Annotated in this window: 23 protein-coding genes; 8 read left to right on the top strand and 15 right to left on the bottom strand. The window is 55.4% G+C overall.

The window, feature by feature from the left end; genetic code table 11:
* The first annotated feature begins 6 nt into the window (after window positions 1–6).
* Complete coding sequence (locus tag RIN69_RS19505; RefSeq protein ID WP_313853890.1) at window positions 7–1,458, top strand: tagaturonate reductase; 1,452 nt, start codon at window positions 7–9, stop codon at window positions 1,456–1,458.
* A 7-nt stretch (window positions 1,459–1,465) separates the two neighbouring features.
* Window positions 1,466–2,956, top strand: a complete 1,491-nt coding sequence (locus RIN69_RS19500) for a UxaA family hydrolase (protein WP_313853889.1) — start codon at window positions 1,466–1,468, stop codon at window positions 2,954–2,956.
* 41 nt (window positions 2,957–2,997) lie between these two features.
* Here RIN69_RS19500 and sstT read toward each other — a convergent pair whose 3' ends face one another.
* From sstT to RIN69_RS19485, 3 genes are all read right to left on the bottom strand, one after another.
* Entirely contained in the window at window positions 2,998–4,230 is a 1,233-nt protein-coding gene (sstT, locus tag RIN69_RS19495) for a serine/threonine transporter SstT (RefSeq protein ID WP_313857814.1), read from the bottom strand.
* A 279-nt stretch (window positions 4,231–4,509) separates the two neighbouring features.
* Window positions 4,510–5,478: a TerC family protein gene (locus RIN69_RS19490; RefSeq protein WP_313853888.1), complete on the bottom strand. Its 969-nt coding sequence runs from the start codon at window positions 5,476–5,478 to the stop codon at window positions 4,510–4,512.
* Window positions 5,479–5,771: 293 nt separating this feature from the next.
* The gene (locus tag RIN69_RS19485; protein WP_313853887.1) at window positions 5,772–6,767 is read right to left on the bottom strand and encodes a Gfo/Idh/MocA family protein; all 996 of its coding nucleotides are present in this window, start codon (window positions 6,765–6,767) and stop codon (window positions 5,772–5,774) included.
* Window positions 6,768–6,931: 164 nt separating this feature from the next.
* On the opposite strand from RIN69_RS19485, the gene RIN69_RS19480 reads away from it, so the two are divergent.
* On the top strand, window positions 6,932–8,632 hold the full coding sequence (locus RIN69_RS19480; RefSeq protein WP_313853886.1) for a chloride channel protein: 1,701 nt from the start codon (window positions 6,932–6,934) through the stop codon (window positions 8,630–8,632).
* A gap of 19 nt (window positions 8,633–8,651) precedes the next feature.
* On the opposite strand, the gene RIN69_RS19475 is transcribed toward RIN69_RS19480, so the two are convergent.
* Window positions 8,652–9,155, bottom strand: coding sequence for a M48 metallopeptidase family protein (locus tag RIN69_RS19475; protein ID WP_313853884.1), 504 nt, complete (start codon window positions 9,153–9,155; stop codon window positions 8,652–8,654).
* A gap of 99 nt (window positions 9,156–9,254) precedes the next feature.
* Here RIN69_RS19475 and rlmG point away from each other — a divergent pair, with 99 nt between their 5' ends.
* On the top strand, window positions 9,255–10,382 hold the full coding sequence (rlmG, locus tag RIN69_RS19470; protein WP_313853882.1) for a 23S rRNA (guanine(1835)-N(2))-methyltransferase RlmG: 1,128 nt from the start codon (window positions 9,255–9,257) through the stop codon (window positions 10,380–10,382).
* Window positions 10,383–10,412: 30 nt separating this feature from the next.
* Here the strand turns inward: rlmG and RIN69_RS19465 are convergent, their stop codons facing one another.
* Window positions 10,413–12,434, bottom strand: a complete 2,022-nt coding sequence (locus RIN69_RS19465) for an NADPH-dependent 2,4-dienoyl-CoA reductase (RefSeq protein WP_313853880.1) — start codon at window positions 12,432–12,434, stop codon at window positions 10,413–10,415.
* A gap of 290 nt (window positions 12,435–12,724) precedes the next feature.
* Between RIN69_RS19465 and idnD the strand changes: the two genes are divergently transcribed.
* From idnD to RIN69_RS19450, 3 genes are read left to right on the top strand one after another with little or no spacing between them, the layout of a single operon-like run.
* Window positions 12,725–13,756: an L-idonate 5-dehydrogenase gene (gene idnD / locus RIN69_RS19460; protein ID WP_313853878.1), complete on the top strand. Its 1,032-nt coding sequence runs from the start codon at window positions 12,725–12,727 to the stop codon at window positions 13,754–13,756.
* 13 nt (window positions 13,757–13,769) lie between these two features.
* Window positions 13,770–14,534, top strand: a complete 765-nt coding sequence (gene idnO, locus RIN69_RS19455; protein WP_313853876.1) for a gluconate 5-dehydrogenase — start codon at window positions 13,770–13,772, stop codon at window positions 14,532–14,534.
* 45 nt (window positions 14,535–14,579) lie between these two features.
* Window positions 14,580–15,899, top strand: a complete 1,320-nt coding sequence (locus tag RIN69_RS19450) for a gluconate:H+ symporter (RefSeq protein ID WP_313853874.1) — start codon at window positions 14,580–14,582, stop codon at window positions 15,897–15,899.
* 45 nt (window positions 15,900–15,944) lie between these two features.
* Here RIN69_RS19450 and RIN69_RS19445 read toward each other — a convergent pair whose 3' ends face one another.
* The 8 genes from RIN69_RS19445 to galB all read right to left on the bottom strand — a co-directional run bounded on the left by RIN69_RS19445 (window position 15,945) and on the right by galB (window position 23,471).
* Window positions 15,945–17,267 carry a c-type cytochrome gene (locus tag RIN69_RS19445; protein ID WP_390902420.1) on the bottom strand — a complete coding sequence of 441 codons (1,323 nt, stop codon included), beginning with the start codon at window positions 17,265–17,267 and terminating at the stop codon, window positions 15,945–15,947.
* Window positions 17,268–17,278: 11 nt separating this feature from the next.
* Window positions 17,279–18,880 carry a GMC family oxidoreductase gene (locus tag RIN69_RS19440; RefSeq protein ID WP_313853873.1) on the bottom strand — a complete coding sequence of 534 codons (1,602 nt, stop codon included), beginning with the start codon at window positions 18,878–18,880 and terminating at the stop codon, window positions 17,279–17,281.
* Window positions 18,873–19,403 (bottom strand): sugar dehydrogenase complex small subunit, encoded by a 531-nt coding sequence (locus tag RIN69_RS19435; RefSeq protein WP_313853872.1) that lies wholly within the window; start codon window positions 19,401–19,403, stop codon window positions 18,873–18,875. The genes RIN69_RS19440 and RIN69_RS19435 overlap by 8 nt, the downstream gene beginning before the upstream one ends.
* Window positions 19,404–19,430: 27 nt before the next feature.
* Window positions 19,431–19,883 carry a GlcG/HbpS family heme-binding protein gene (locus tag RIN69_RS19430; protein WP_313853871.1) on the bottom strand — a complete coding sequence of 151 codons (453 nt, stop codon included), beginning with the start codon at window positions 19,881–19,883 and terminating at the stop codon, window positions 19,431–19,433.
* 149 nt (window positions 19,884–20,032) lie between these two features.
* Entirely contained in the window at window positions 20,033–20,914 is an 882-nt protein-coding gene (locus RIN69_RS19425; protein ID WP_313853870.1) for a DUF1932 domain-containing protein, read from the bottom strand.
* A complete protein-coding gene (locus RIN69_RS19420) occupies window positions 20,907–22,016 on the bottom strand; it encodes a 4-oxalomesaconate tautomerase (RefSeq protein WP_313853868.1) in 1,110 nt (369 codons plus the stop codon). Before RIN69_RS19420 ends, RIN69_RS19425 begins: the two co-directional genes overlap by 8 nt.
* A 1-nt stretch (window position 22,017) precedes the next feature.
* The gene (locus RIN69_RS19415; RefSeq protein ID WP_313853866.1) at window positions 22,018–22,731 is read right to left on the bottom strand and encodes a 4-carboxy-4-hydroxy-2-oxoadipate aldolase/oxaloacetate decarboxylase; all 714 of its coding nucleotides are present in this window, start codon (window positions 22,729–22,731) and stop codon (window positions 22,018–22,020) included.
* On the bottom strand, window positions 22,728–23,471 hold the full coding sequence (gene galB, locus RIN69_RS19410; protein WP_313853865.1) for a 4-oxalmesaconate hydratase: 744 nt from the start codon (window positions 23,469–23,471) through the stop codon (window positions 22,728–22,730). Before galB ends, RIN69_RS19415 begins: the two co-directional genes overlap by 4 nt.
* A 131-nt stretch (window positions 23,472–23,602) precedes the next feature.
* Here galB and RIN69_RS19405 point away from each other — a divergent pair, with 131 nt between their 5' ends.
* The gene (locus RIN69_RS19405; RefSeq protein WP_313853864.1) at window positions 23,603–24,829 is read left to right on the top strand and encodes a LysR family transcriptional regulator; all 1,227 of its coding nucleotides are present in this window, start codon (window positions 23,603–23,605) and stop codon (window positions 24,827–24,829) included.
* 32 nt (window positions 24,830–24,861) lie between these two features.
* Here RIN69_RS19405 and aroQ read toward each other — a convergent pair whose 3' ends face one another.
* Both aroQ and RIN69_RS19395 read right to left on the bottom strand, forming a co-directional pair.
* Complete coding sequence (gene aroQ, locus RIN69_RS19400; RefSeq protein ID WP_052902855.1) at window positions 24,862–25,287, bottom strand: type II 3-dehydroquinate dehydratase; 426 nt, start codon at window positions 25,285–25,287, stop codon at window positions 24,862–24,864.
* 9 nt (window positions 25,288–25,296) lie between these two features.
* Complete coding sequence (locus RIN69_RS19395) at window positions 25,297–26,121, bottom strand: amidohydrolase family protein (protein WP_313857812.1); 825 nt, start codon at window positions 26,119–26,121, stop codon at window positions 25,297–25,299.
* Between the last annotated feature and the right edge of the window lie 5 nt (window positions 26,122–26,126).

Raw genomic sequence — 26,126 nt, 5'->3', positions numbered from 1 at the left:
ATCACTATGCAGCAGCTGAACCGCCGTCAGTTTCCAGGCAGACACTATCCCGATCGTATTATTCAGTTTGGTGAGGGCAATTTTTTGCGCGCCTTTGTCGACTGGCAGATCGATTTGCTTAATCAACATACCGATCTGGATGCCGGTATTGTGGTGGTTCGTCCGCGTAACAGCGCCACGCAACGCAGCTTAAACAGTCAGGATGGCCTGTTTACCGCGTTGATTCGTGGTCTGAACGACAAGGGCGAGGTAGTCAGCGAGCCGCGCCTGATTCGTTCGGTGAATCGGGAAATCCACGCCTGGCGCCAGTTCGATGAGTTTCTGGCGCTGGCGCGTGATGGCAATATTCGCCTGGTGTTCTCCAATACCACCGAAGCGGGTATTGCCTTCGCGGCTGATGACCGACTGGAAGACTCGCCGCCGCATAGCTTTCCGGCCAAGCTGACGCGCCTGCTGTACGAGCGTTTCTGCCACTTTGCGGGTGCCGCAGATAAAGGCTGGGTCATTTTGCCGTGTGAACTGATCGATGAGAATGGTGAGGCATTAAAGGCGTTAGTGCTGCGCTATGCGCAGCAATGGCAGCTGCCCGAGGCGTTCAGCCAGTGGCTTCACCAGCACAACACCTTCTGTTCAACGCTGGTCGATCGTATCGTTACCGGCTATCCGCAGGAAGATGCGGAGCAAATTTTCCAGCAGCTGGGTTATCGCGACGACTATCTCGATGCCGGAGAAGTCTATTACCAGTTTGTGATACAGGGGCCGCACTGGCTGCATGAAATGCTGCGCCTCGATCGCTATCCGCTGAATATCCGGCTGGTTGATGACATCAAACCGTATAAGGCGCAGAAAGTGGCGATCCTCAACGGTGCGCATACCGCGCTGGTGCCGGTGGCATTTCTCGCCGGTCTGGATACCGTTGGTGAAGCGATGAATGATGCGCAGATTGCGGCATTTGTCGAAAGCACGCTGCGTGAGGAGATTATCCCGACGCTGAATTTACCTTCAGCTGAACTGCACGCCTTTGCTGACGCGGTGCTGAGCCGCTTCCGCAACCCGTTTATCCGCCATCAGCTGCTGGCCATTGCGCTTAACGGCATGACTAAATTCCGCACCCGAATCCTGCCGCAGCTGCTGGCAAGTCAGCAGCAGCAAGGCCAGTGGCCGCGCAAGCTCACTTTTGCGCTGGCGGCGCTGCTGGTGTTTTATCGCGGCGAGCGCGATGGCAAGTCTTTCCCGTTACAGGATGACGAGCACTGGCTGAGCTGCTTTTCGACACTGTGGGCGCAGCTCGGGCGCGGTGAAATCACGCCGCAGCAGCTGGTCGAAACGGTGCTGGCGGATACCCAACACTGGCAAAGCGATCTGACGCAGCTGCCGGGGCTGGTGGCGGCGGTGACGGAATCGCTGCAAATGATTGTCGATCGCGGTATGCGTGCGGCACTGGAACAACTGGGGTAAAAGCGCCATGCAAAAAATCATAAAAATAGATCCGCGGGACAATGTCGCAGTCGCCCTGAGTGATTTAACTGAAGGGGAAAGTCTGTCGCTTAATCAGCAGCTGGTCACGCTGTCTCAGCCGGTAGCGCGAGGTCATAAATTCGCGCTACAGGCGATTGAGCCGGGCGCGCTGGTGATCAAGTACGGTCTGCCGATTGGTCATGCAACCCAATCCATTGCGGCAGGCGAGGTGATTCACTCGCAAAATGCGCGCACTAATCTCAGCGATCTGGATGAGTATCAGTATCAGCCCGATTTCCCCACTCTGCCGCCGCAGGCCAGTGACCGCGAGGTGCAGATTTATCGCCGCGCCAGCGGTGAGGTCGGCATTCGCAATGAGCTGTGGATTCTGCCAACCGTCGGCTGCGTTAATGGCATTGCACGCCAAATCCAGTCGCGCTTTCTGCGTGAAACCGCTGACGCGCCAGATATTGATGGTGTGCATCTGTTCAGCCATCCGTTTGGCTGCTCGCAGCTTGGCGAAGATCATGAAAATACCCGCACTATGCTGCAAAATATGGTGCGCCACCCCAATGCTGGTGCGGTGCTGGTGATCGGCCTTGGCTGCGAAAATAATCAGGTGGATGTGTTTCGCGAAACGCTGGGTGAATTTTCCAGTGAACGCGTGACCTTTATGATCTGCCAGCAGCAGGATGATGAGGTTGAGGCGGGCGTTGAGCGCCTGCATCAGCTGTATCAGGTGATGCGTTCCGATCGGCGTCAGCCGGGCAAGCTTAGCGAACTGAAATTCGGTCTTGAATGCGGTGGCTCCGACGGATTATCCGGCATTACCGCCAATCCGTTGCTCGGGCGCTTCTCGGATCAGATGATTGCCAACGGCGGCACCACGGTACTGACTGAAGTGCCGGAAATGTTTGGCGCGGAGCAAATTCTGATGAGTCGCTGCCGTGATGAAGCGATATTTGAGAAAACTGTCAGCATGATCAACGACTTCAAACAGTATTTTATTGCCCATCAGCAGCCGATTTATGAGAATCCTTCTCCCGGTAATAAGGCGGGCGGTATCACGACGCTGGAAGAGAAATCACTGGGCTGCACGCAGAAAGCCGGTCAAAGCCAGGTGGTTGATGTGCTGAAGTATGGTGAGCGCCTGAAGATTCACGGTCTGAATTTATTGAGTGCGCCAGGCAACGATGCGGTCGCCACCAGCGCGCTGGCGGGGGCGGGGTGCCATATGGTGCTGTTCAGCACTGGCCGGGGGACACCTTATGGCGGATTTGTGCCGACGGTGAAAATCGCTACTAACAGCGAGCTGGCGGCTAAGAAGCCACACTGGATTGATTTCGATGCTGGCAAGCTGATACACGGCACCAGCATGGAACAGCTGTTAAGCGAGTTTGTTGATGATATTGTCGGCATCGCCAATGGCAAGCCGACCAATAATGAGCGCAACGATTTCCGCGAACTGGCGTTGTTTAAAAGCGGCGTCACGCTCTGAATCCGGCACGGGCGGCGACATATACTCGCCGCCCGTTACCCTCAGGCTTCCTGCGAGAGACGTTGCTCTTCTGCCTGACAAACCGCGGCAGTGAACAGAATATCGGTGGAAGAATTCAGCGCGGTTTCCGCTGAGTCCTGCAGTACGCCAATGATAAAGCCGACCGCAACTACCTGCATCGCCACTTCATTTGGGATACCAAACATATTACAGGCCACCGGGATCAGCAGCAGCGAGCCACCGGCCACGCCGGATGCGCCGCAGGCACACAGTGATGCCACCAGGCTTAACAGAATCGCTGTCGGAACATCGATGCTGATGCCCAGCGTATTCACCGCCGCCAGCGTCAGCACGGTAATCGTGATTGAAGCACCCGCCATGCTGATGGTAGCACCGAGCGGAATCGACACCGAATAGGTATCTTCATCCAGCTTTAGTCGCTTAGCCAGCGCCATATTTACCGGAATATTCGCCGCTGAACTGCGGGTAAAGAAGGCGGTGACGCCGCTTTCACGCAGGCAGGTAAAGACCAGTGGATAAGGGTTGCGACGGATTTTCCAGTAAACCAAAATCGGGTTAAATACCAAAGCCATCAACAACATGCAGCCGATAAGTAGCGCCAGCAGATGCGCATAACTCCAGAGTACTTCAAAGCCGGTTGACGCCAGAATCGAGGCGACCAGGCCGAAAATACCGACAGGCGCGCAGCGGATAACCATTCGCACGACCCAGGTTACGGCTTCGGACGCGTCGTTCAGCAGGGTTTTAGTGGTGTCACTGCTGTGGCGGAAGGCGAGGCCTAAACCAATGCCCCATACCAGAATACCGATATAGTTGGCGTGCATCAGCGCGTCAATCGGATTGGAAACCATACTCATCAGTAAACCGTGCAGCACTTCAATGATGCCGGACGGTGGCGTGATATCGATATTCGTTGAGCTGAGCGCCAGCGTTTGCGGGTAAAAGTGGCTGACCACCACCGCTACCATTGCGGCAAACACCGTACTCAGCAGATACAGCAGCACGATGGGGCGGATATTGGTTTTCTGTCCCTGTTTATGGCTGGCAATCGCCGATATCACCAGCACCAGCACCAGCAGCGGTGCAACCGCTTTTAATGCACTGACAAACAGCGAACCCAGCAAGCCTACTGCCAGCGCGCTATCTTTTGAGAACCAGGCCAGCGCAATACCTGCGACCAAACCGATCATAATTTGTTTCACCAGACTGCCGCCGAAAAGTCGGCCTAACAGCCCGGAAGGCTTATTTTCCATCGTCATTTTCTAAACCGTTAATAGTTATAAGATCACTTATCCGGCATCCCTGATGTGTTACTCCAGATGAAGCGTTTGCCTGGGCAGTATAAGGAAAACAAATGGCAGGAAAAGGGGAAATCTCTACAATTTGTCCAGGATCGACTTTTACAACTTACCAGTCAGAGTAATGAGAGCGAGATAACAAAGGGAGAATCGAGCCTGTTGCAGAATAATAAAATGCCGCTAAGGGCTGATGGCAGTATTTACGTTGGGGCGGCGTTTCCGCCGCCCGTGATATTAGCGGCGTTTCTTCTGGTCGTTTTTGTGGTTAACCCAGGCATTGATCAGCAAAGTCAGCGCCAGAATACCGCCGACCACGCTCAGGGAGATCGCCACCGGGATATGCCAGATATCGACAATCAGCATTTTCACCCCAATAAAGACCAGCACGATCGCCAGGCCATATTTCAGCATTGAGAAGCGCTCTGCCACGTTTGACAGCAGGAAGTACATGGCGCGCAGGCCAAGAATGGCAAACAGGTTTGACGTCAGTACGATAAACGGGTCGGTGGTGACGGCAAAAATCGCCGGGATACTGTCGACGGCAAAAATCACATCGCTCAGCTCGACCATAATCAGCACCAGCAGCAGCGGGGTGGCAAATAACACGCCATTTTTGCGGATAAAGAACTTCTCACCCTCAAGGCTATCGGTCATACGCAAATGACTGCGCAGCCAGCGAACTACCGGTTTATCGCCAACCGCGCTGGCGTCATCGTCTTTTGCCATCGCCATTTTGATACCGGTAAACAGCAGGAAGGCGCCGAAGATATACAAAATCCAGCTAAACTGCGTCACCAGCCAGCTGCCGGCGAAAATCATAATGGTGCGCAGCACAATCGCGCCCAGCACCCCGTAAATTAATACCCGGCGTTGCAGGGCCGTCGGTACGGCGAAATAGCTGAACAGCATCAGCCAGACAAATACGTTGTCCACCGCCAGCGCTTTTTCCAGCACATAGCCAGTCAGGAAGGCCAGCGTCTGGCTGTCTGCCGCTTCACGGCCAAGCGTACCGTTGAGATACCACCAGAAAGCGGCACTGAACAGCAGTGATACGGAAACCCAAACCAGTGACCAGATGGCGGCTTGTTTGAGCGACATAGTGTGAGAGCCGCGACGCCCCTGCAACAGCAGATCGATCGCCAGCATGATAATGACCACGACAGCGAAGCTGCCCCAGAGTAACGGTGTGCCAACAGTATTCATAAACTCATCCTGTAAAAAAACAAAACGGCTGACATCGGAAGACGTCAGCCGCACTGTTACGCGCAAGCAAAACCTCGCCTTCCGGCAAGGTCTCACTTACAACGCAGGATAAGGTGCTATCCGGGTTGCCCAGTAACCGGGCTAAAATCGGCTATCAGCTCAGTAGCTGATGCGGCGATTTATCATGGCCGTAATGACGATTAACTGGCTAAGAAGTTACTCCCCTTTGCTGTCGCGTAAGATACGTTCAGCGGCATAAAGGGTCAACGAATCGGAGAAATATTTAGAAATATTTACACAGCCGATTGATCGCGCCCGTCTGCCGGGAAGACCACTCCGGTCTGCCGTCGAATTTCCGTCAGCAGGCTGGCGGTGATTCGCGAGGTTGTCAGACCGGCATGGTTCACTTCATTAGTTTCAACCAGGTGGGCGAAGTGTTCCGCTTCATACAGCATAGTATTAATATGCTGTTGTCGGCTAAGTTGTTGCGTCTGGCCTGCGCGCGGCGTCAGCGTAACGCGCTCGCAATGCGAGAGTTGTTCAACGATCAGCGAGCCTGCTTCGCCCTGAATTTCACTTGGGATCAGTGAGTTACTCACTTTGGAATGCAGAATGGTGACGTCAAAATCGCCATAGCCCAATACGACCGTGCCGTGCGCATCGACGCCACTTTCCAGCAGCGAGGCCTGGGCGATGACGCTGACCGGTTCTCCCCATAAGCTGACCGCACTGGCAAGGCTGTAGTAGCCGATATCCATAATCGAGCCGTTAGACCACGCAGGGTTGAAGGTGTTGGGGTTTTCACCATCGAGATAACGCTGGTAGCGCGATGAATACTGGCAGTAATTAAACAGCGCTTTGCGCAATTTACCCACTTCAGGCAGGGACTGACGCAGAATTTTAAAATTCGGCAGGCTGGCGGTTTTAAACGCCTCAAACAGCACCCGCTGATTATCGCGGGCGCAGGCGATCATCTGCTCCACTTCCTGTAAGTTTGAAGCCAATGGTTTTTCGCAAATGACATGTTTTTTATGGCGCAGGAACAGCTGAGCCTGCTCGCAGTGCAGGGCGTTGGGGCTGGCAATATAAACCGCATCAATGACGTCGGACTGCGCCATTTCTTCCAGTGAGACAAACAGATGTTTGACCGGATAATCGTGACTAAACGCCTGCGCCTGTTCCAGCGTGCGGGAATAGATGGCGCAAAGCTTAAATTTACCGGTTTCATGGGCGGCATCAACAAACTGGCGGGTAATCCAGTTGGTTCCAACAACAGCGAGGCGAATCATCTTCTTCTGGCTCCACGATCCTGTGAGTGAAACTGCAGATTATCACAGCCTAAAGTCAGGGCAATGAAGATCGGCGATGGTAATTTCAACCTGAGATCTCGCTTCCAGTATGGTAATTTTCAGGCTTTCCCGTTGCGGGCGCGGGCTTAATAAAAGGATCAGCAGTGAGTAGCACAGTTGCCGGAAACAAACATGCGTTGAACTGGACCAGTATTCTGGTGGCGATCCCGGTTGGCTTCGCCGCTTCGCTGGTGACCTTAGGGTTTCGGTTGCTGATTGAATTGATCAATCAGCTGCTGTTTAACAGTCAGCAGGATATCACCCAGGCAATGACGATTTATCCGTGGTTTTTCTGGCCGCTGATTGTCGGTGCAGGTGGCGTGATCGCCGGTTTTTTTCTGAAATATGCCACGTCGATTGAGCAAACACAGACGGTGAAAACCGACTACCTTGAGGTGATCAACGCCAGGCTGGATGCTGTACCGACCAAAACTTCGCTGTTTCGCGCCTTATCGTCGATTGCCAGTATTGGCAGCGGTGCGTCAATCGGTAAAGAGGGGCCGATGGTTCAGCTGTCGGCGCTGTGCGGCAGCATGATGGGGCGCTACTGCTTTAAATCGCTGTCGCTGAAAAACAGTGATGTGGTGGCGATGGCGGCGGCAGCGGGACTCTCTTCGGTCTATCATGCGCCGTTGGCTTCGGCGATCTTTGTGGCGGAAATCGCCTTCGGTATTTCGGCGTTGCAACGGTTGATTCCGCTGATTATCTCCTCGGCGGTTGCCGTGCTGACTATGTGGTCGCTGGGCTATCGCTCTGCCATCTACACTTTTGCCGATATCCAGTTTCAACTGACTCCGGGCTCGGTTGCTCTGACGGTACTAATCGGCCTGGCGGCGGGGCTGGCGGGCTGGCTGATGATCGCTTTAATCGGTAAAAGCAAAGGGCTGTTTTCCGGCATAAAGAGCCTGCCGCTGCGGCTGGGTATCGGTGGTTTTGCCGTTGGCATGCTGGCGATCGCTTCCAGCGATATTCTTGGCAATGGCTATGAAGTGATAGTCGACGTGATGGCTGGCAGCCTGGCATTGCAGGCGATGGTGGTGTTGCTGGTGCTGAAAATGGTTGCCACCGCGCTGTCGGTTGGCTCCAGCGCGGTCGGTGGACTGTTTACCCCATCATTATTGATTGGCGCGTTGCTGGGGGTCGCTATTGCTACCGTCGCCAGTGCGGCAGGGCTGCCGGTGGGCAATGTGTTGTTGTATGCGGCGATTGGCATGGCGGCGGTGCTGGCGTCCGTCAGTCAGGCTCCGCTGATGGCAATTATTATGGTGCTGGAAATGACGCTGAACAGCAGCCTGCTGTTTCCGCTGATGATCGCCGCCGTACTGGCCGCAATGACGGTGTATCGTCTGCAATCCACCAGCACTTATCCGGTGGTCAGCCAGCATTTTAGCCGTTCTGATGCCAAGTTCGACTTTGATAACGGCATTATCTCGCAGTTTATCGTCCCGGGTGCTGCACTGTTGCCGGAAGAGTCGGTAGGGAAGGCGCTGGCGGTCAGTTCGTTAAAGCGTGAGCGCTTTGTGTATATCGTTAATCAGCACGGCCAGTTTCTTGGTGTGGTGTCGATTCACGATATCTCGCGCAAAATTCTGGATGGTGACATTCACCTTGATACGCCAGTCAGCGTAGTGACGGACGGTGACTTTCCGTTTATCTGCGCCAACCAGACCATCCGCGAGGGCTGGGAGGCTTTTGCTCAGGTGACGCTGGAGCGTCTGCCGGTGCTGAATAATCCACGGGAAAGAAAGTTTCTTGGCGCGCTGACGAAAACCAGTCTGATTCAGAAAGCGAAGGACTTTATTTAAGCGGGCGCCAGTTCAGTAGTTAAGCCGCGTTACCGCGCAGCGCCTGCTCGGTCAGCCATAAGCGGGTATCAAACTCATACTGATGGTAGTTGGGTTCCATGTGGCAGCAGAGCTGATAGAAGGCTTTGCTGTGGTCCTTCTCTTTGATATGCGCCAGTTCGTGCACCACGATCATGCGCAGAAAGGCTTCGGGAGCCTGTTTAAAGATGGTCGCCACGCGAATTTCCGCTTTGGCCTTTAGCTTGCCGCCCTGCACGCGGGAAATTGCCGTGTGCAATCCCAGCGCGTGTTTCATCACTTTGATTTTACTGTCATAGGCCACTTTATTCAGCGGCGCGGCATTACGCAGATAGCTGTTTTTCAGATCCAGCGCGTACTCATATAACGCTTTATCGCTGGTGATATTGTGGCCGTCCGGATAGCGTTTCTGTAATACTTCCGCTAAACGTTGCTGTTCAATCAGGCTGCGCACCTGGCTGAGGAGTGATTCAGGGTATCCCTGTAAATAGATTAACGATGACATCAGGACTCCTGGATCAATAGAAACTGATCCCATTGTGGGTATATACTGCGCCCCCCTTCAGGGGTTTGAATGCGCAAATATTATCATGCCGGAGATCCAATGAGCCAACTCGAACTGAGCAATCGCACGCTGACGCTGCATCGCTTCCCGCAAATGGATGATGAGAGTCCGCTGCAGGCCTGGGATGCCGCAGATGAATATTTGCTGCAGCAGCCGTTACCGCTGGACGGTAGCGGCCCAATTTTGATTTTTAATGACAGCTTTGGCGCGCTGGCCTGCGCACTGAGCGAGCATCAGGTTTACAGCATCGGTGACTCACTGATGAGCCAGCTGGCGACGCGTAATAATTTACACCACAACCAGCTGGATGAAGATAACGTCACTTTTCTTGATAGCATGTCGGCCCTGCCAGCAGCGCCTTCCTGCGTACTGATTAAAATCCCGAAGACCCTGGCTCTGCTTGAGCAACAGCTGCGCGCACTACGCGAGGTGCTGACGCCGGACACGCTGATTATTGCGGGTGCCAAAGCGAAAGATATCCATAATTCGACGCTGCAACTGTTTGAACGCGTGCTGGGTAACAGCAAAACCTCACTGGCGTGGAAAAAAGCGCGGCTGGTTTACAGCACTTTTAGCAATCCACCGCTGAAAGAGAGTGATGTTATTAACGTCTGGCCGCTGGATGGCACGTCTTATCAGATTCACAATCACGCCAACGTGTTTTCGCGCAATGGCCTGGATATTGGCGCGCGCTTCTTTATGGCGTATCTGCCGGAGAATATCGAGGGTGAGATTGTTGATCTTGGCTGTGGTAATGGCGTAATTGGTCTGCTGGCGTTAGAGCAAAATCCGCTGGCAGAAGTGCATTTTGTTGACGAGTCTGCCATGGCGGTGGCATCAAGCCGACTGAATGTTGAGACTAACCGGCCAGATGATTTAAGCCGCAGCCATTTCGCGGTGAATAATTCGCTAAGCGGTTTCCCATCCGATCGCCTGCATGCGGTGCTCTGCAACCCGCCGTTCCATCAGCAAAGTGCGATTCACGACCATATCGCCTGGCAGATGCTGAATGATGCGCGTCGCTGTCTGCAATACGGTGGCGAGTTACGTATCGTCGGCAACCGCCATCTCGGTTATTACCAGAAGATGAAGAAGCTGTTTGGTAATTGCACCACCGTGGCATCCAACCAGAAGTTTGTGATTCTGCGCTCGGTGAAGTTGCGTTAAGTTATTGTACGGGCGGCGAAAACGCCGCCTCTATATTTCTAACGCCAGTCGCGTTCCCTGCGCAATGGCGCGCCGCGCATCCAGTTCCATTGCCACATCGGCCCCCCCAATAATATGTACCGCAATTCCCAAAGCGCTTAACGGTGCCGCCAGTTCGCGTCTGGACTCTTGCCCGGCGCAGATCACCACATTGTCTATCGCCAGCGTTTGCGGCTGGCCGTTACGTAAAATATGTAATCCATCATCGTCAATACGCTGATACTGCACGTCACCCCACATTTTGACGCCGTGCGCTTGCAGGCTGGCGCGATGAATCCAGCCGGTGGTTTTCCCCAGCGTTGCGCCCGGTTTACCCGCTTTACGCTGCAGCAGATATATTTCGCGCGCGCTGGCTGTTGGCTGCCCACCTTCAGGTGCCAGTCCACCGGGATGTTGCAGTGAACGATCAATGCCCCATTCGCGGCAGAATGCCCTGGTATCAAGGCTGGCAGAGTGGCCGCTGTGACACAGATATTCGGCGGTATCAAAACCGATGCCGCCCGCGCCGATAATTGCCACGCGTTTTCCTACCGGTTTTTTATCCCGGATAACTTCAAGGTAACTCAGCACGCTGGGATGGTCGATGCCTTCAATGGCTGGCGTGCGCGGCAAAATACCGCTGGCGAGAATCACCTCGTCATACTCAGCTAACAGACGGGTGTCCGCCCACTGATTAAGTCGCAGTGTGACGTCGTTTAACGTCAGCTGTCGGCGATAGTAGCGCAGCGTTTCATTAAACTCCTCTTTGCCAGGGATCTGGCGGGCGATATTGAATTGCCCGCCGATATCACTGGCAGCATCAAACAGCGTGACCTGATGGCCGCGTGCTGCGGCATTAACCGCAAACGCCAGTCCCGCCGGGCCAGCGCCGACTACCGCCAGCTTTTTCAGGCGCTCAGCGGCAATGACGGGCATCAGGGTTTCGTGGCAGGCGCGTGGGTTAACCAGGCAGGAAGTGACTTTACCGGCAAAAATTTGATCGAGGCAGGCCTGATTACAACCGATACAGGTGTTGATCTCATCAGCTCGGTTCTGCTGCGCTTTCAGCACAAATTCTGCATCGGCAAGAAACGGGCGCGCCATCGAAATCATGTCGGCGCAGCCCTCATCCAGCAGGGTTTGCGCCACGTCCGGATGATTAATGCGGTTGGTAGCGATCAGCGGCAGAGTCAGATGCTGTTTAAGCTTTTGCGTAACCCAGCCAAAGGCGGCACGCGGCACTGAGGTGGCAATGGTTGGCACCCTGGCTTCATGCCAGCCAATACCGGTATTGATCAGTGTGGCACCCGCTTGTTCAACGGCTTTGGCCAGTTGAATGGTCTGCTCTAGTGTATTGCCATCTTCCACCAGATCGAGCATCGACAGACGCCAGATAATAATAAACTCGTTGCCGACAGCGTCACGCACCGCGCGCAGGATCTCAATGGCAAAGCGCATTCTGCGCCCGAAATCCCCCCCCCACCGATCGTCGCGCTGGTTGGTGCGGGCGACCAGAAACTGGTTAATCAGATAGCCTTCCGAGCCCATAATTTCAACGCCATCGTAACCCGCCTGCTGCGCCAGACGTGCGCAGCGGGCGAAATCAGCAATGGTGCGCAGGATATCCTGATGACTCAACATCTGTGGTTTAAACGGGTTAATCGGTGCCTGCAACGGCGAAGGAGCCACCAGTCCCGGCTGATAGCTGTAGCGCCCGGCGTGCAGGATCTGCATGGCAATTTTGCCTCCGGCCTGATGTACCGCCTCGGTTACCGGACGATGATGCTCAAGCTGTTGCTCGTCATTCAGCACCGAACCGCCGGCGACCACTACGCCTTCAGGCGAAGGCGCAATGCCGCCGGTAACAATCAGCGCCACGCCCGCACGGGCGCGCTCCGCGTAAAATGCCGCCAGCCGCGCGGCACCGTCAGGATGTTCTTCCAGTCCGGTGTGCATGGAACCCATCAGCACGCGATTTTTTAGCTGGGTAAAACCGAGGTCGAGCGGCGAGAAAAGCGAAGGCGCTGAATGCATACGAATGTCCACCGGAAATTGTTATCAGAATGTTGTGTGGTCGGATGAGTTGAATTTAGCCTTTGCCAGCCGCAAAGAGCAACTATCCCGACTGAAGCTGTGAGGCGCTTCAAAGAAACGCACACTTTTTATGTGGAACTGCAATCGCACTCTGGCCACCTGAAAGCCAAACATGGTTCACGTTATGCGTAACATCAATTTCGTAACAGCGTTTTAAGTGATCTTCTTCACAGTTTTGTCCGGTCGAAAACTATCTGATGTGCCTCAACGATTGATGTCCAGAGGTAGCAATGAATACAACAACTCAGTCATGCGTGATTAATGGCAAACAGCAGGTCGGGGTGATCAGCCAGCAAGTCAGTTATCAGGGCGAAGGCACGCTGGTGCGTATTACCCGTGGCGGCATTTGCGGCTCCGATCTGCACTACTACCAGCATGGAAAAGTGGGCAGCTATGAAGTCAAAATGCCGATGATCCTCGGCCATGAGGTGATTGGTCAGGTAGTGAAAAGTGACGATCCGGCGCTGAAAGAGCAGCAAAAAGTGGCGATCAACCCGTCAAAATCGTGCGGCAGCTGTAAATATTGCCTTAGTAATGAAGAGAATCAGTGCGTCAGCATGCGCTTCTTCGGCAGTGCGATGTATTTCCCGCACGTTGATGGCGGTTTTACCCAGTATAAAGTGGTCGACAGCACCCAGTGTGTGCCTTTCCCTGACCACGCCGATGAAAGGGTAATGGTATTTGCCGAACCACTGGCCGTCTGTATACATGCCGCCAATCAGGCGGGTGAACTCAGCGGTCAGAGAGTATTTATCTCCGGCGTTGGCCCGATTGGCTGCCTGATCGCTGCGGCAGCGAAAGCCAAAGGTGCGGCGGAAATCGTCTGTGCTGACGTCAGTGAGCGTTCGCTAATGATGGCGGAAAAAATGGGCGCGACGCAGATTATTGATGCCACCAGCGGCGATTTTAGCGCTTACCTGGCTGAAAAAGGCTATTTCGATGTGTCGTTTGAAGCATCCGGCCATCCTTCCTCGCTGCAACGCTGTCTCGATGTCACCCGCGCCAAAGGCACGCTGGTGCAGGTGGGAATGGGCGGCGCAGTACCGAATTTTCCCATTATGACCTTGATTGCCAAAGAGATAAATCTGGTGGGTTCCTTCCGCTTTACTGATGAATTTAATACCGCCGTTAAGTGGTTAGCTACTGGCATCATCGATCCGCTGCCGTTGTTCAGCGGGGAGTATCGCTGGGAAGAGATCGATGCCGCATTGCAGTTCGCCGGAGATAAACAACAGGCGGCAAAAGTTCAGCTGACTTTCTGATTTGGGGAAAACCATGAGCACTCTTTTTTCGTTGAATAACCAACGTGTACTTATCACCGGTTCGGGCCGCGGTATTGGTTTCATATTGGCAAAAGGGCTGGCGGAAGCGGGCGCTGAGGTGATCATTAACGCCACTACTCAGGCGGGCGCGGAACAAGCCGCGGCTCAGCTGACGGAGCTGGGACATAAAGCACACGCGCTGGCGTTTGATGTGACGCAGTCAGCGGCAGTTAATGCGGCGATTGAACAGATCGAAAGCCAGATTGGTGCCATTGATGTGCTGATCAACAATGCCGGCATCCAGCGCCGTCGTCCGTTCCTTGAGTTTCCCGAGCAGGACTGGAACGACGTGATTGCGGTGAATCAGACCGCGGTGTTCCTCGTTTCACAGGCGGTGGCACGCAAAATGGTCAGCCGCCAGCGCGGCAAAATTATCAATATCGGCTCAATGCAGAGTGAGCTGGGTCGCGACACTATTACGCCGTATGCCGCTTCGAAAGGAGCGGTGACCATGTTAACGCGCGGCATGTGCGTTGAGCTGGCACGTCACAATATTCAGGTTAACGGTATTGCGCCCGGCTACTTTAAAACCGAAATGACTCAGGCGCTGGCTGACGATGAAGCGTTTACCGGCTGGCTGACCAAACGCACCCCGGCGGCGCGCTGGGGCAATCCGGAAGAGTTAATTGGTGCGGCGGTGTTTTTATCCACCCAGGCCTCTGATTTTGTGAACGGCCACCTGCTTTTCGTTGATGGTGGAATGCGGGTCGCAGTTTAAGCAACTAAACCTGTAGTTACCTGTACCCCTTTTAGGAAAATTTCTATGCCGATTACAATAATAGCAATGGGCGTCATTCTGCTGCTGCTGTTGATGATAGTGTTCAAGGTGAACGGTTTTATCGCACTGGTGTTTGTTGCGGCGGTGGTGGGTATCGCCGAAGGCATGACGCCGCTGGAAGCAGTGGCGTCGATCCAGAAAGGCATCGGCGGCACGCTGGGCAGCCTGGCCCTGATCCTCGGCTTCGGTGCAATGCTCGGCAGGCTGGTCTCTGATACCGGTGCCGCCCAGCGCGTTGCGACTACGCTGATTGCTGCTTTTGGTAAACAGCGCTTGCAGTGGGCGCTGATGATTACCGGCCTGATTGTCGGGCTGGCGATGTTCTACGAAGTGGGCTTTGTGCTGCTGCTACCGTTAGTCTTCACCGTGGTAGCGGCGGCGCAGATGCCGCTGCTGTATGTCGGCGTGCCGATGGTGGCTGCGCTGTCGGTTACCCACTGTTTTCTGCCACCGCATCCGGGGCCGACGGCAATTGCCACCATCTTCGGCGCTAATCTCGGTACTACGCTGCTGTATGGCATGATCATTACCATTCCGACGGTGATCATTGCCGGGCCAGTGTTCTCCAGATTTCTGAAAAGTTTCGAAAGAACGCCGCCGGAAGGGCTATTTAATCCGAAAATCTTCGAAGATCATGAAATGCCGGGCTTCTGGACCAGCATCTTTGCCGCGGTAATTCCGGTGATCCTGATGGCGGTAGCGGCGGTATTTGAGCTGACGATGCCGAAAGAGAATCCGCTGCGCCAGTTCTTTGAGTTTATTGGTAATCCAGCGGTCGCGCTGTTTATCGCGGTGGTGATCGCAGTGTTTACCCTTGGCTTACGTAATGGCCGCAAAATGGAACAGGTGATGGACATGTGCGGCGATTCGATTGCTGCCATCGCCATGATTGTGTTTATCATCGCCGGTGGCGGGGCGTTTAAGCAGGTGCTGGTGGACAGCGGCGTTGGTGATTACATTGCGGATATGATGAAAGACTCTTCGCTGTCACCCTTGTTGATGTGCTGGACGGTTGCGGCGATGCTGCGCATCGCTCTCGGTTCGGCGACGGTTGCCGCAATCACCACTGCCGGTATTGTTACGCCAATTATTGCCGTTACCCATGCCGACCCGGCATTAATGGTGCTGGCGGTGGGTTCCGGGAGTGTTATTGCTTCGCATGTCAACGATCCGGGCTTCTGGCTGTTCAAAGGCTACTTTAACCTGACGGTGGTTGAGACGCTGAAAACCTGGACGGTAATGGAAACGTTGATCTCGTTCCTTGGGTTAGCGGGCGTATTGATTTTAGATATGATCATTCACTGATTGATTGTCCGGGCGGTTTTTTCCCCGCCCGGACAATTGCCTGAATTACGGCTTATCGCCCTGCGCGTAGTGGGCAGGTGAAGGCAGTTTCGCATCGCTGCGCAGCTTCGACACCTCTTTCGCGCTAGCCGTTGCCGCGGCCGGATTACCAAACTGCTTACTGATGTAGTTAGTCAGATCGGCAATCTGCTGGTCACTCAGTTCGGTGGCAAACGACGGCATCAGGATTTCACCCTGAGTCATATGGCGGCGCACCCCATTGAGGATCACCGACTGGACATTACGACTGTCGGCGGCTCCGGTACTGGTATGGTTAAACAGTGACGGATAAGCATGGAAACCCTTACCGACACCGCTGCCATCCGCGCCGTGACAGCTGGCACAGTTACCGACAAACAGAACTGCACCGGCGTTGTCCGCACGCTGCTGTGCGGTCGCGCCTCGCAGCAACACCGCATCCTGCGTCGGTTTACCCCAGTCGGCGCGCGGCCGCGTCTGCTGTTTATCTGCGATCGGTTTTACCGTACGCAGATAGGTGGCGATATCGTGCAGATCGCTATCCGGCAGATATTGCAGGCTGTGTTCAATTGCCTCGGCCATCGGGCCGGAAGCGCTGGCACGTCCGGCAACATCGCCGGTTTTCAGGTAAGTTACCAGTTCCTGTTCTGACCAGCTGCCGATACCGGCATTGCGATCCGGCGTGATATTAAAGGCGATCCAGCCGCCAAGATCGCCACCGGCCAGCGGCTTATCGTTGTCCATGCCCATGGTCAGATTGCGCGGCGTATGGCAGGTGCCACAATGTCCAAGGGCTTCAACCAGATAGCGGCCGTTATTCCACTGCGCGCTTTGCTCTGGATCGGCTTGCAGTTCTCCTTCATCAAAGTTAAATAACTTCCAGAAGTGCATACCCCAGCGCTGGTTGAACGGGAAGGGCAGATCGGTTTTTGGAGTTGGCTCATGGACCGCAGGCAGCGACATCAAATACGCTTTGATCGCCAGCACATCGTCGCGTTTCATTTTGGTAAATGAGTCATAAGGCATTGCCGGATAAAGCTGCTGCCCGTCTTTACCGACGCCGTCGCGTACCGCAGCGACAAACTCGTCATCACTCCAGTCACCAATGCCATACTGCTTATCTGAGGAGATATTGGTGCCATAGATCTGACCAAACGGCGTGCTGACGGCAAAACCGCCGCCAAACAGCGGGCCATTGGTTGAGGTGTGGCAGGCGGTGCAGTCGGACGCCCGCGCAAGGTATTCGCCGCGCTTAATCTGATCGGCGTTATCAATCGCGCCATCGGCCAGCGCCACGGCACTTTGCGTCAGTGCCAGCGCCATCACTACCGTGTTTAACAGTCGTTTCATGCTGTTCTCCCTTACAAGCTTTTCAGCACGCTGTCGGCCATCCGCAGCGCCAGAGCGGTGCCGGTCAGCGTCGAGTTCACGGTGGAGGCGGATGGCATAATGCCGGTGCCGGCGATAAACAGGTTTTCGTGGTCGTGGGTGCGACAGTTGCCGTCGACCACCGAGTCACGTGGATCGCTGCCCATGATCATGGTGCCGGTAATATGCTGATTGTTGTCATAAACGCCGCGCTTGCTGTAAACCGCTTCGCTGCCGCCCATCTGCTTGACGATACGCTGGAAATCGAGCATTGACTGGTCGTAGCCGCGATGCACGTATTCCGGGAATTTGTACCAGACTTCCAGCTTTGGGATACCCCAGGCATCTTTCTCGGTTTTGCTTAACGTTACGCGGTTTTCCGGCTCCGGCAACATCTCCAGCAGGCATTTCAGCAGCACGTAACGCTCTGACTGATAAGCCAGTTTTTCATTAAGCGCCTTGCCGTAGTAACCCTGACGAATCAGGCGTTCGGTGAGATAACGCACCGGTGAGGTATTTGCGAGATCGATACGCAGCGCCGAGCGGTCTGCACGGAAGTCGCCGTCGCGTAGATTATTGATGCTGCCCGGACGCATCGGCCCACGGCCAAACCATACCGGTTCATCGGCATAAAACTCGACGGAAGAACCAGGGTGATCCATCAGATTGCGGCCCACCATGCCTGAGCTGTTGGCAATACCGTTCGGGAAGCGATCGCTGGTCGAAAGCAGCAGGATTTTCGGGCTTTCAATACCGTTGGCGGTCAGTACAAAGCGTTTGCCGGTAACGCGGTGGCTGACTTTATTGCGGTCAAGATAATGCACCGCCTGAATGGTGCCGCTATCGTCGGCTTCAATGCGATACACCACCGCATTGGCGACGATTTTTACGCCGGCATCCAGCGCTTTACGCGCGGAAATCCCACCGTGATACTGCGCATCAATCGGGCATACCGGCATACAGTTATTATTGCCGCAGCAGGCTGGACGACCGTCGTAAGGGATGCTGTTACGCGCCTGCGGACCAATGCCCACATCGTAACCGAGACCCGCCACGCGCTGTTTAATGCGTTCAAAACCATACGGCAGCGGAATCCCCGGAATCGGATAAGGACGCGAGCGCGGTGACTGTAAATCGTCATCACCTGAAACGCCCATCTGGTATTCCGCGTCGCAATAGTAAGGCTCCAGATCGGCATAAGAGATCGGCCAGTCACGGCCAATGCCGTACAGCGAGTGAATTTTCATATCGTTCGGTAACAGGCGGAAAGCCTGACCCGCCCAGTGCCAGGTGGTGCCGCCGATGCCGCGCAGATACTGAGCGCGATAGGCATCCGGGCCTTTCTGGATCAGGTAGTTATTATCTTTCGGCACAAATTTTGGCTGTGGCGCCCACGGCTCTGGCGGATAGGGTTCGGTAAAGTCGCCTTTAAACGGTGAATTTCGAAAGTACTCTACCGCTTCATCACGTTTGATTTCCGGGCCGGACTCCAGCATCAACACGGATACACCCGCTTTGGCCATTTTCAGCGCGGCCAGTGAACCGGCAATACCGGCACCAATTACTACCACATCGGCATGTAAAGCATCAGACATTTTTCCCTGTCTCCTTATGTGGCGGTTGCGTCCAGAAATTGGGCTCACCAGGGGCATAACTTGGCGGCGTCAGTGAATCACGCACTAGTGCGTAACTGACGATATTTTCAAAGGCAATGCATTGCGGTTTGCTCTCACCGACCACGCCGAGATACCAGCCGGAGACCAGCGCCTGATAAAGTTCGCGCAGCGGCTGAGGCTGGCTGGCAAGCAGCGACAGCAGCGCTGCGCCCTCGCTTTCCTGCTGCTGATTCAGCAGCGTCGACAGACGATCAATCTGCTGGTCAAGTTGCGGAAATTGCTGATAAAGCCAGCTGTATAAACGCTGTGACAGCAGGGCATCGGGCTGCTCAATGCCGGTCAGCTGCGTAGAGAGGGCGAGAAAATGTTCGGGCATATTAACGGCAGAGGCCAGCGGTGGCGCAGCAAAAGCCTGGCTAAGCGGCAGCAGATTATGCAGCGCGCCAGCCACCAAAAGGCCCGCCGTTCCGGCTAATAGCCGGCGGCGTGTAAGGGTAACCATGGAACTTCCTGTAAGTGAGTGGTGTTATTATTTCAGTGACTGAGCCGCAGCTTCAGACGACTGATTATCCAATTCCTGTTTTGGTGTACTGACGCCGACGGCGCCGACCACTTCACCATTGAGGGTTAACGGGAAACCGCCACCGAGCGCCACCGCATGCGGTATCGCCAGCACAGTTGTTTCGCCGCTTTGCAGACGTTGCATAAATTTCAGTGAGGGAGCGCGATAAAGCGCAGATGTGCGGGCTTTACCAATCGAAGCCTCTACACAGCCCAGCGGTGCGCCGTCAAAACGCTGGAATGCCATCAGCGTACCGCTGGCGTCGACGACGGCCACGCAGCCGACGCTTTTTTGGCTGCTGAGGTTGTCTTTGACGCTGGCAATCACCTGATTAGCCTGAGCATTGTTAAGTTGAGCGGCACTGGCATAGCCAGCACTGAGCGCCAGCAGCGCAAGGGCGAATGGGGCGAGCAATTTCATGGTGTTAATTTCCAGTAGCAATAAAGAAAGGGTCTGTTGTCAGGGCTAATTTTAATTAGCCCGCTATCTATTTATGTACGTTACGCTACGACGTTATCAGGATGTTAACAATGTGATATAAATAAAACTCATACCTTTATTGATGCTTTTCATGCCTTTGCGTAAATTTTATCCAACGTCTGTTGCCAGACGAATGGCGTCAGCTCGGCATACTGCAACTCCCGTTGTGCCAGTGCATCGACCAGTCCCTGCTGCGTTGCAACCGTTGCCTGGCTCATGGCAGCGGGTACATTGACGTCATGCAGCGTCTTCACCACTTCCTGCATCTCTTCGGCGCGGCGTTTGCCGTGCTCCGCCACCCGACTGATCAGATAGTGTGGAAAGGCATCATCCCAGCCGAGCGAAGGAAAACTGGCGTGCAGCGAATCCAGCACCGCCTGTTCGACGCCATACTGTCGTGCTGCGCTCAGACATTCGGTAGTCAGCGCTTCCAGCCCTTTGATCATAATGCTGCGGCACATTTTAATGGCGGAGGCTTCACCTACTTCGGTGCTGCGAAACCGTGCATTCAACCCCAGTCCATTCAGCAGTGCAGTGCAGCGCTCAGCGTCCGGCCCGCCGAGCAGCAGCGGTGTTGCCAGCCGTTTTGGCGGCACCGGTGCCATTACCGCGACATCAATATAGTGAGCGCCGTAGCTTTCAATAATTTCTGCTGCGGCACGTTTGGTGTTTGGCGCAACGGAGTTAAGGTCGAAAAAGGTTTGCTGCGGTTTCAGCAGCGGGGCGGCCTGCTGCGCCAGCGTCAACGCATTGGCGGCGGTGACGACAGAAAATATCAGCGCAGCCCCGTTCAGCGCATCGGCCAGTGACGTGGCGGCACGTACGCCGATCTGCTGTGCCTTGCTGTGCATCGCGTGGTTTAGGTCGGTTAACAGTTTGCTGTCCCAGACGGTGACATGATGGTCTGACGCCAGATCCTGCGCCAGAATGCCGCCTGCTTCGCCGAAACCGATAATGGTAATGTCAGTCATCGTTTTCTCCAGAGTTCGTCTCAGTTGATCGCCAGATATCACCTGGGATTTGCACGTTACCGTCAAACAGCGCGCGTGCGCTGCGCAACAGTCCACAGCCGACGATCTGCTGTTGATTATCCAGCGTCAGCAATACGCTGAATTCACCGCTCGGGTGTTCAACACTCAGGCGTTGCTGCTGGCCTGATGCGGTGCGTGCCAGCCCCTGCGCCACGCTGCCGGGAATCAGACAGGCAGTGGCGACGCTGACCGCACCCAGCACGCCAATCGAGGCATGGCATCGATGAGGTATAAAAGTGCGGCTGGTAATGGCGCCACCGTCACGCGGCTCGGCGATCAGCGTCATTTTTGGCACCGTGCGCTGGCTGACATCACCCAGATTCATTTTTGGCCCGGCCTGAAGTCGAATCGATTCCAGCCGCTGCTTGAGTTCGCTGTCGTTATCCAGCTGTTCGCGGCTTTCAAAACCGCTGCGGCCCACGTCCGCCGCACGAACTAACACCACGGGCATACCGTTATCAATACAGGTTACTGCAATGTCATCAAAGCGATCCTGCGGATGACCGGTAGGCAGCAGCGCGCCGCAGCTCGATCCGGCGATATCCTGAAAATTCAGTACTACCTGTGCCGCACTGCCGGGTACGCCGTCGATCTGCAAATCGCCGTCATAGTCGATCTCGCCGTCCGGCGTCGGGATCTGCGCTTCAGCGATCTGCCCGGTGTTCTGCATAAAGATACGCACCGGGGTGGTGCCGGCACGGGCGGCAACCAGCCCGCGTTCAATGGCAAAAGGGCCGACCGCAGCCAGTATATTGCCGCAGTTCTGGCCGTAATCGACCAGGGCCTGATTGACGTTGACCTGGGCGAATAGATAATCGACATCCGCATCTTCACGCTGTGATGCCTGAACGATCGCCACTTTGCTGGTTAGTGGATCGGCTCCGCCGATGCCGTCGATCTGGCGCGGATCGGGCGATCCCATCACCGCCAGCAGCACCCGATCGCGCAGCGCCGGATCGTCGGGCAGATCGCGGGCGAGGAAGCAGGCGGCTTTTGAGGTGCCGCCGCGCATCAACAGACAGGGGATTCGGCGCTGGCGCATATTACTCCTCCAGCTGTTCGACGCTGTCGACGTAGCGCAGCCCTTTCTCGGCCAGCCGTGGACGCATATTGTAGATATCCAGCCCCAGTTCTCCACGTGCCATTCGGGCGCGTTTGCCTTCTTCCGCATCGGCGCGCTGACGGCTGGCCGCCACCACCTGGCTGGCTTGCTCGCGCTGTACGATAACCACGCCATCGTCATCAGCGACCACCACATCGCCCGGCCAGACCAGCTGACCGGCGCACACTACCGGGACGTTGACAGAACCGATGGTCTCTTTGACCGTGCCCTGTGCGTAGACCGCACGTGACCAGACGGCAAAGCCCATTTCACGCAGGGTGCGGCTGTCGCGAATACCGAGATCGCCGACTAATCCGCGCACGCCACGCGACTGCAATGAGGTCGCCAGCAGATCGCCAAAAAAGCCGTCAATACACGGTGACGTTGGCGCAACGACCAGGATATCGCCCGGCTGACACTGTTCAACCGCGACGTGGAACATCCAGTTATCGCCGGGCGCGACCAACACCGTCACCGCGCTACCGGCAATGCCGCAGTCGCGTTGAATCGGGCGAATGGCCGCATCCAGCAGTCCGTGGCGGCCCTGCGCTTCATGCACTGTTGCAACGCCGAATTCGGCCAGCGCATCAACATCCTGCGAAGCGGCACGGCGAATATTGCGCACCACTACGCCTTTTTTGCCGATGATGCTCATGCCAGATCTCCTGTTACCCGTGGGAAGATGCTCTGATAACCTTCGCCGTAAACAATATTGCGGCTGCTGGTGATGCCGACATTACGCTTGGCCTGCACGCCACGCTGCTGAGCGACGCGCGTGTAGTATTCCCACAGATGTTCCTGACCGGCCATGCACTGAATCGCCTGATATTTTTTGTCCCATACCTCGGTGATATCCAGCAGCACATCAGGCTTCCAGTTGCACTGTTCCGGCTGGTGCGGCTCAAAGCAGTAAACCGGTGGCGCGCCAATAATCGGTTCGCCTGGGCGATAGCCTTCGGCCTGCGCGATAATCCGTGCTTCCTGCGCCAGATTGGTCGCCATCGGGTGATCGTAGTTGTAGGGATCCTGTAGCGAGTGGGTCAGCACAAAGTGAGGCTGAACGCGGCGATAGACATCGGCGAGGCGGAACAGCGTCTCTTTATCGGCACGCAGCGGATAGTCACCAAGATCGAAAAATTCAATGCTGGCACCGAGGATATCGGCAGCAGCATGGGCTTCCTCACGGCGTGAGGCTTTTACCTGCTCTTCGGTCATGCTACTGCCTTTACGCCACAGCTTGGCTGACTCGCCGCGTTCGCCGAATGAAAGACAGACAACATGCACGTCATAGCCCTGGGCGCTATGCAAAGCAATCGCGCCGCCTGAACGCCAGACGAAGTCAGCGGAGTGGGCGCTGACAACCAATGCGGTTTTTTTGGTAGTGTTCTCAGTCATGATCGAATTCCTTCGCTGTTTTTTTCCATGCTGTCACTCTGGCTGAGAAGGCGATAATTCATTTGATTGCAGCAGGTATGCGTTTTATTTATATTCCCCTATCAACAGCACTGAATTTAGCGGGGATAAACATGCAGGATAACAGCACGCACGACCTGATAAATCTTATGCAAATCAGGGCATTCAGTCAGGTTGTTGCTCAGGGAAGTGTGTCACGTGCGGCCGATGAATTATTCCGCACGCAATCGGCAATTACCCGTTCAATTCGTGATCTGGAACTCACTTTGGCGGTGCCGCTGTTCGAGCGTCACGCCGGGGGCATGATGCTGACCGACTTCGGTAAATGTGTCTTGCCGCGTGCCCATCGTGCCATTGCGGAGCTGCATCAGATTCCACAGCTGCTGGCGAAACTGCTGGGCAAAAGCAGTTCCAGCCGGCTGGATACCGAACCGCTGTATCTGTTTAACGTCCGTCGTCTGCAAATCTTTGTGATGCTGTGCCAGGCACATCACATGCAGACGGTGGCAACGCTGCTGGGGCTGAGCCAGCCGGCGATCAGTGCGGCGCTGAAGGTGCTGGAGAATGGCGCAGGCGTGGCGCTGCTGGAGCGCACGCCGCACGGCATGATGCCGTCGCTGGCCGGGCAGGAGATCGAAGCCAATGTTCGTCGTGCGCTCAATGAATTACGCCATATTCCGGCAGATATTGCCGCGCGCCGTGGCGTGCTGGAAGGGACAGTACGGGTCGGCGCGCTGCCGCTTGGGCGTACCCGTCTGCTGCCGCAGGCCATTGTTGCGCTGACTTCTCGCTATCCGGGCGTCAAAGTGGTGACCAATGAAAGTGCTTTTGGGGCGCTGGCCAGTGAGATGCGCGCCGGAGATATCGACTTTATTTTTGGGGCACTGCGCGGCAGTGACTATGCGGCGGATGTGACCAGCGAAACCCTGTTTGCGGAGGATATGGTGATTCTCGCGCGTCACGATCATCCACTGGCGCAGCGCAAAGTCGAAAATCAGGATTTACGCAGTGCGCGCTGGGTGCTGCCGCGCTCGGCAACGCCTGCGCGTCGTCTGCTGAATAACTGCTTCCTGGCGATGGGCATTCCGGCACCGGATCCGGTGGTAGAGACCGGCGATCTGGCGCTGTTGCGCGGATTGCTGTTGAATTCCGATATGCTGGCGGCGGTGTCGGCGCATCAGCTGGAATATGAGATGGCGTCCGGCCAACTGGTGCCGTTGTCGGTGACATTGCCGGATACCGGACGGGCAATAGGGCTGACTTTTCGCGCCGGATGTCTGCACTCTCCGGCGGCCGAAGCACTGATCGGTTATTTACGTGAGGTGGCGGGCGCGGATTAAGCGCCCGTACTTAAGCATCTGAATCCCGGAGATTATCGCGCCGCTTCCATTAATGCATACTGATAGCCGCGAATGCCATAACCGCAAATTACCCCTTTTGCGACATCGGACAAAAATGAGTGATGGCGGAATGGCTCGCGCTTATGCACGTTGGTGATATGCACTTCGTAAAGCGGCAGCGCGACAGCAGTGACCGCATCGCGAATGGCAACCGAAGTATGAGTCCAGGCGGCGGGATTGATCACCAGCGCGTGGCCATCCAGGCGTGACTGCTGAATCCAGTCGATCATTTCGCCTTCGTGATTGGTCTGGCGAAACTCAATCGCCACATCCAGCTGCGCGGCGGTGGTGCGGCACAGCTCCTCGATAGTTGCCAGCGTGTCCGAGCCGTAAGTTTCCGGCTCGCGAGTACCGAGCAAATTAAGATTCGGTCCATTCAGCACATAAATCGTTTTCATCTTTTCTCCTTAAAGTCCAAAGCCAAACAGGCGCTGCGGCGTATGCCATAAAATCTGACGGCGGGTTTGCTCATCGGGGAATAGCTTCTCCAGCAGCAGTAGCTGCGTGCCGATATCCATCCGCTCGCTGGCGCGCAGAAACGGCCAGTCGGAACCCCACATGCAGTTTTCTGCACCAAAAGCTTTCAGCAGCGCCAGCAGGTAAGGATGACCATCGCGATAAGGCCAGGCCTGACGGGAAAACTTCGCCAGCCCGGAAAGTTTTACCGCGCTGCGGCCATCGTCGGCCAGCGACAATAACGCCTGGAAAGCCGGTTGCTGCACACCGGCAGTGACGTCCGGCCGTCCGGAATGGTCGATCAACAAGCGGGTACGGCTGCGTTGCAGCAGCGGCATAAGTGCCAATAGCTGATCGTCCTGCACCTGGATTTGGGCGTACAGATCAAGATCGGCCAGCCGCGCCATCAGTCCATCAAGTTTTAAAAACGGTTCGATGCCGAGCATCGCTACATTAAAGGCAATACCAACAATGCCCTGCGCTTTTAACGTCGCCAGCCGGTCACTGTCGATATCGAAAGGGGTAACCGCAATACCTTTAAACTTGCCGTTGCCCTGTTTCAGCGTATCCAGCAGGCAGCGGTTATCGGTGTTATACGCCGATGTCGGGCCAACAATCAGCGAGTGCTGAATGTTATAGGCTTCCATTACCGCCTGATAATAAGCTGGCGTTGCCAGCTCATGACCGTCCGGATGGTATCCGCTCTCTGGCGCGTAGGGAAAATGTGCCGGATCGAAGACATGGTGATGGCAGTCGATAATTGGTTGCAGTGAAATACTCA

Source organism: Winslowiella toletana (assembly GCF_032164335.1).
GTDB lineage: Bacteria > Pseudomonadota > Gammaproteobacteria > Enterobacterales > Enterobacteriaceae > Erwinia > Erwinia toletana_A.
The sequence above is the reverse complement of the archived record's forward strand: the minus strand, read 5'-3'. Positions and strand labels throughout refer to the sequence as shown.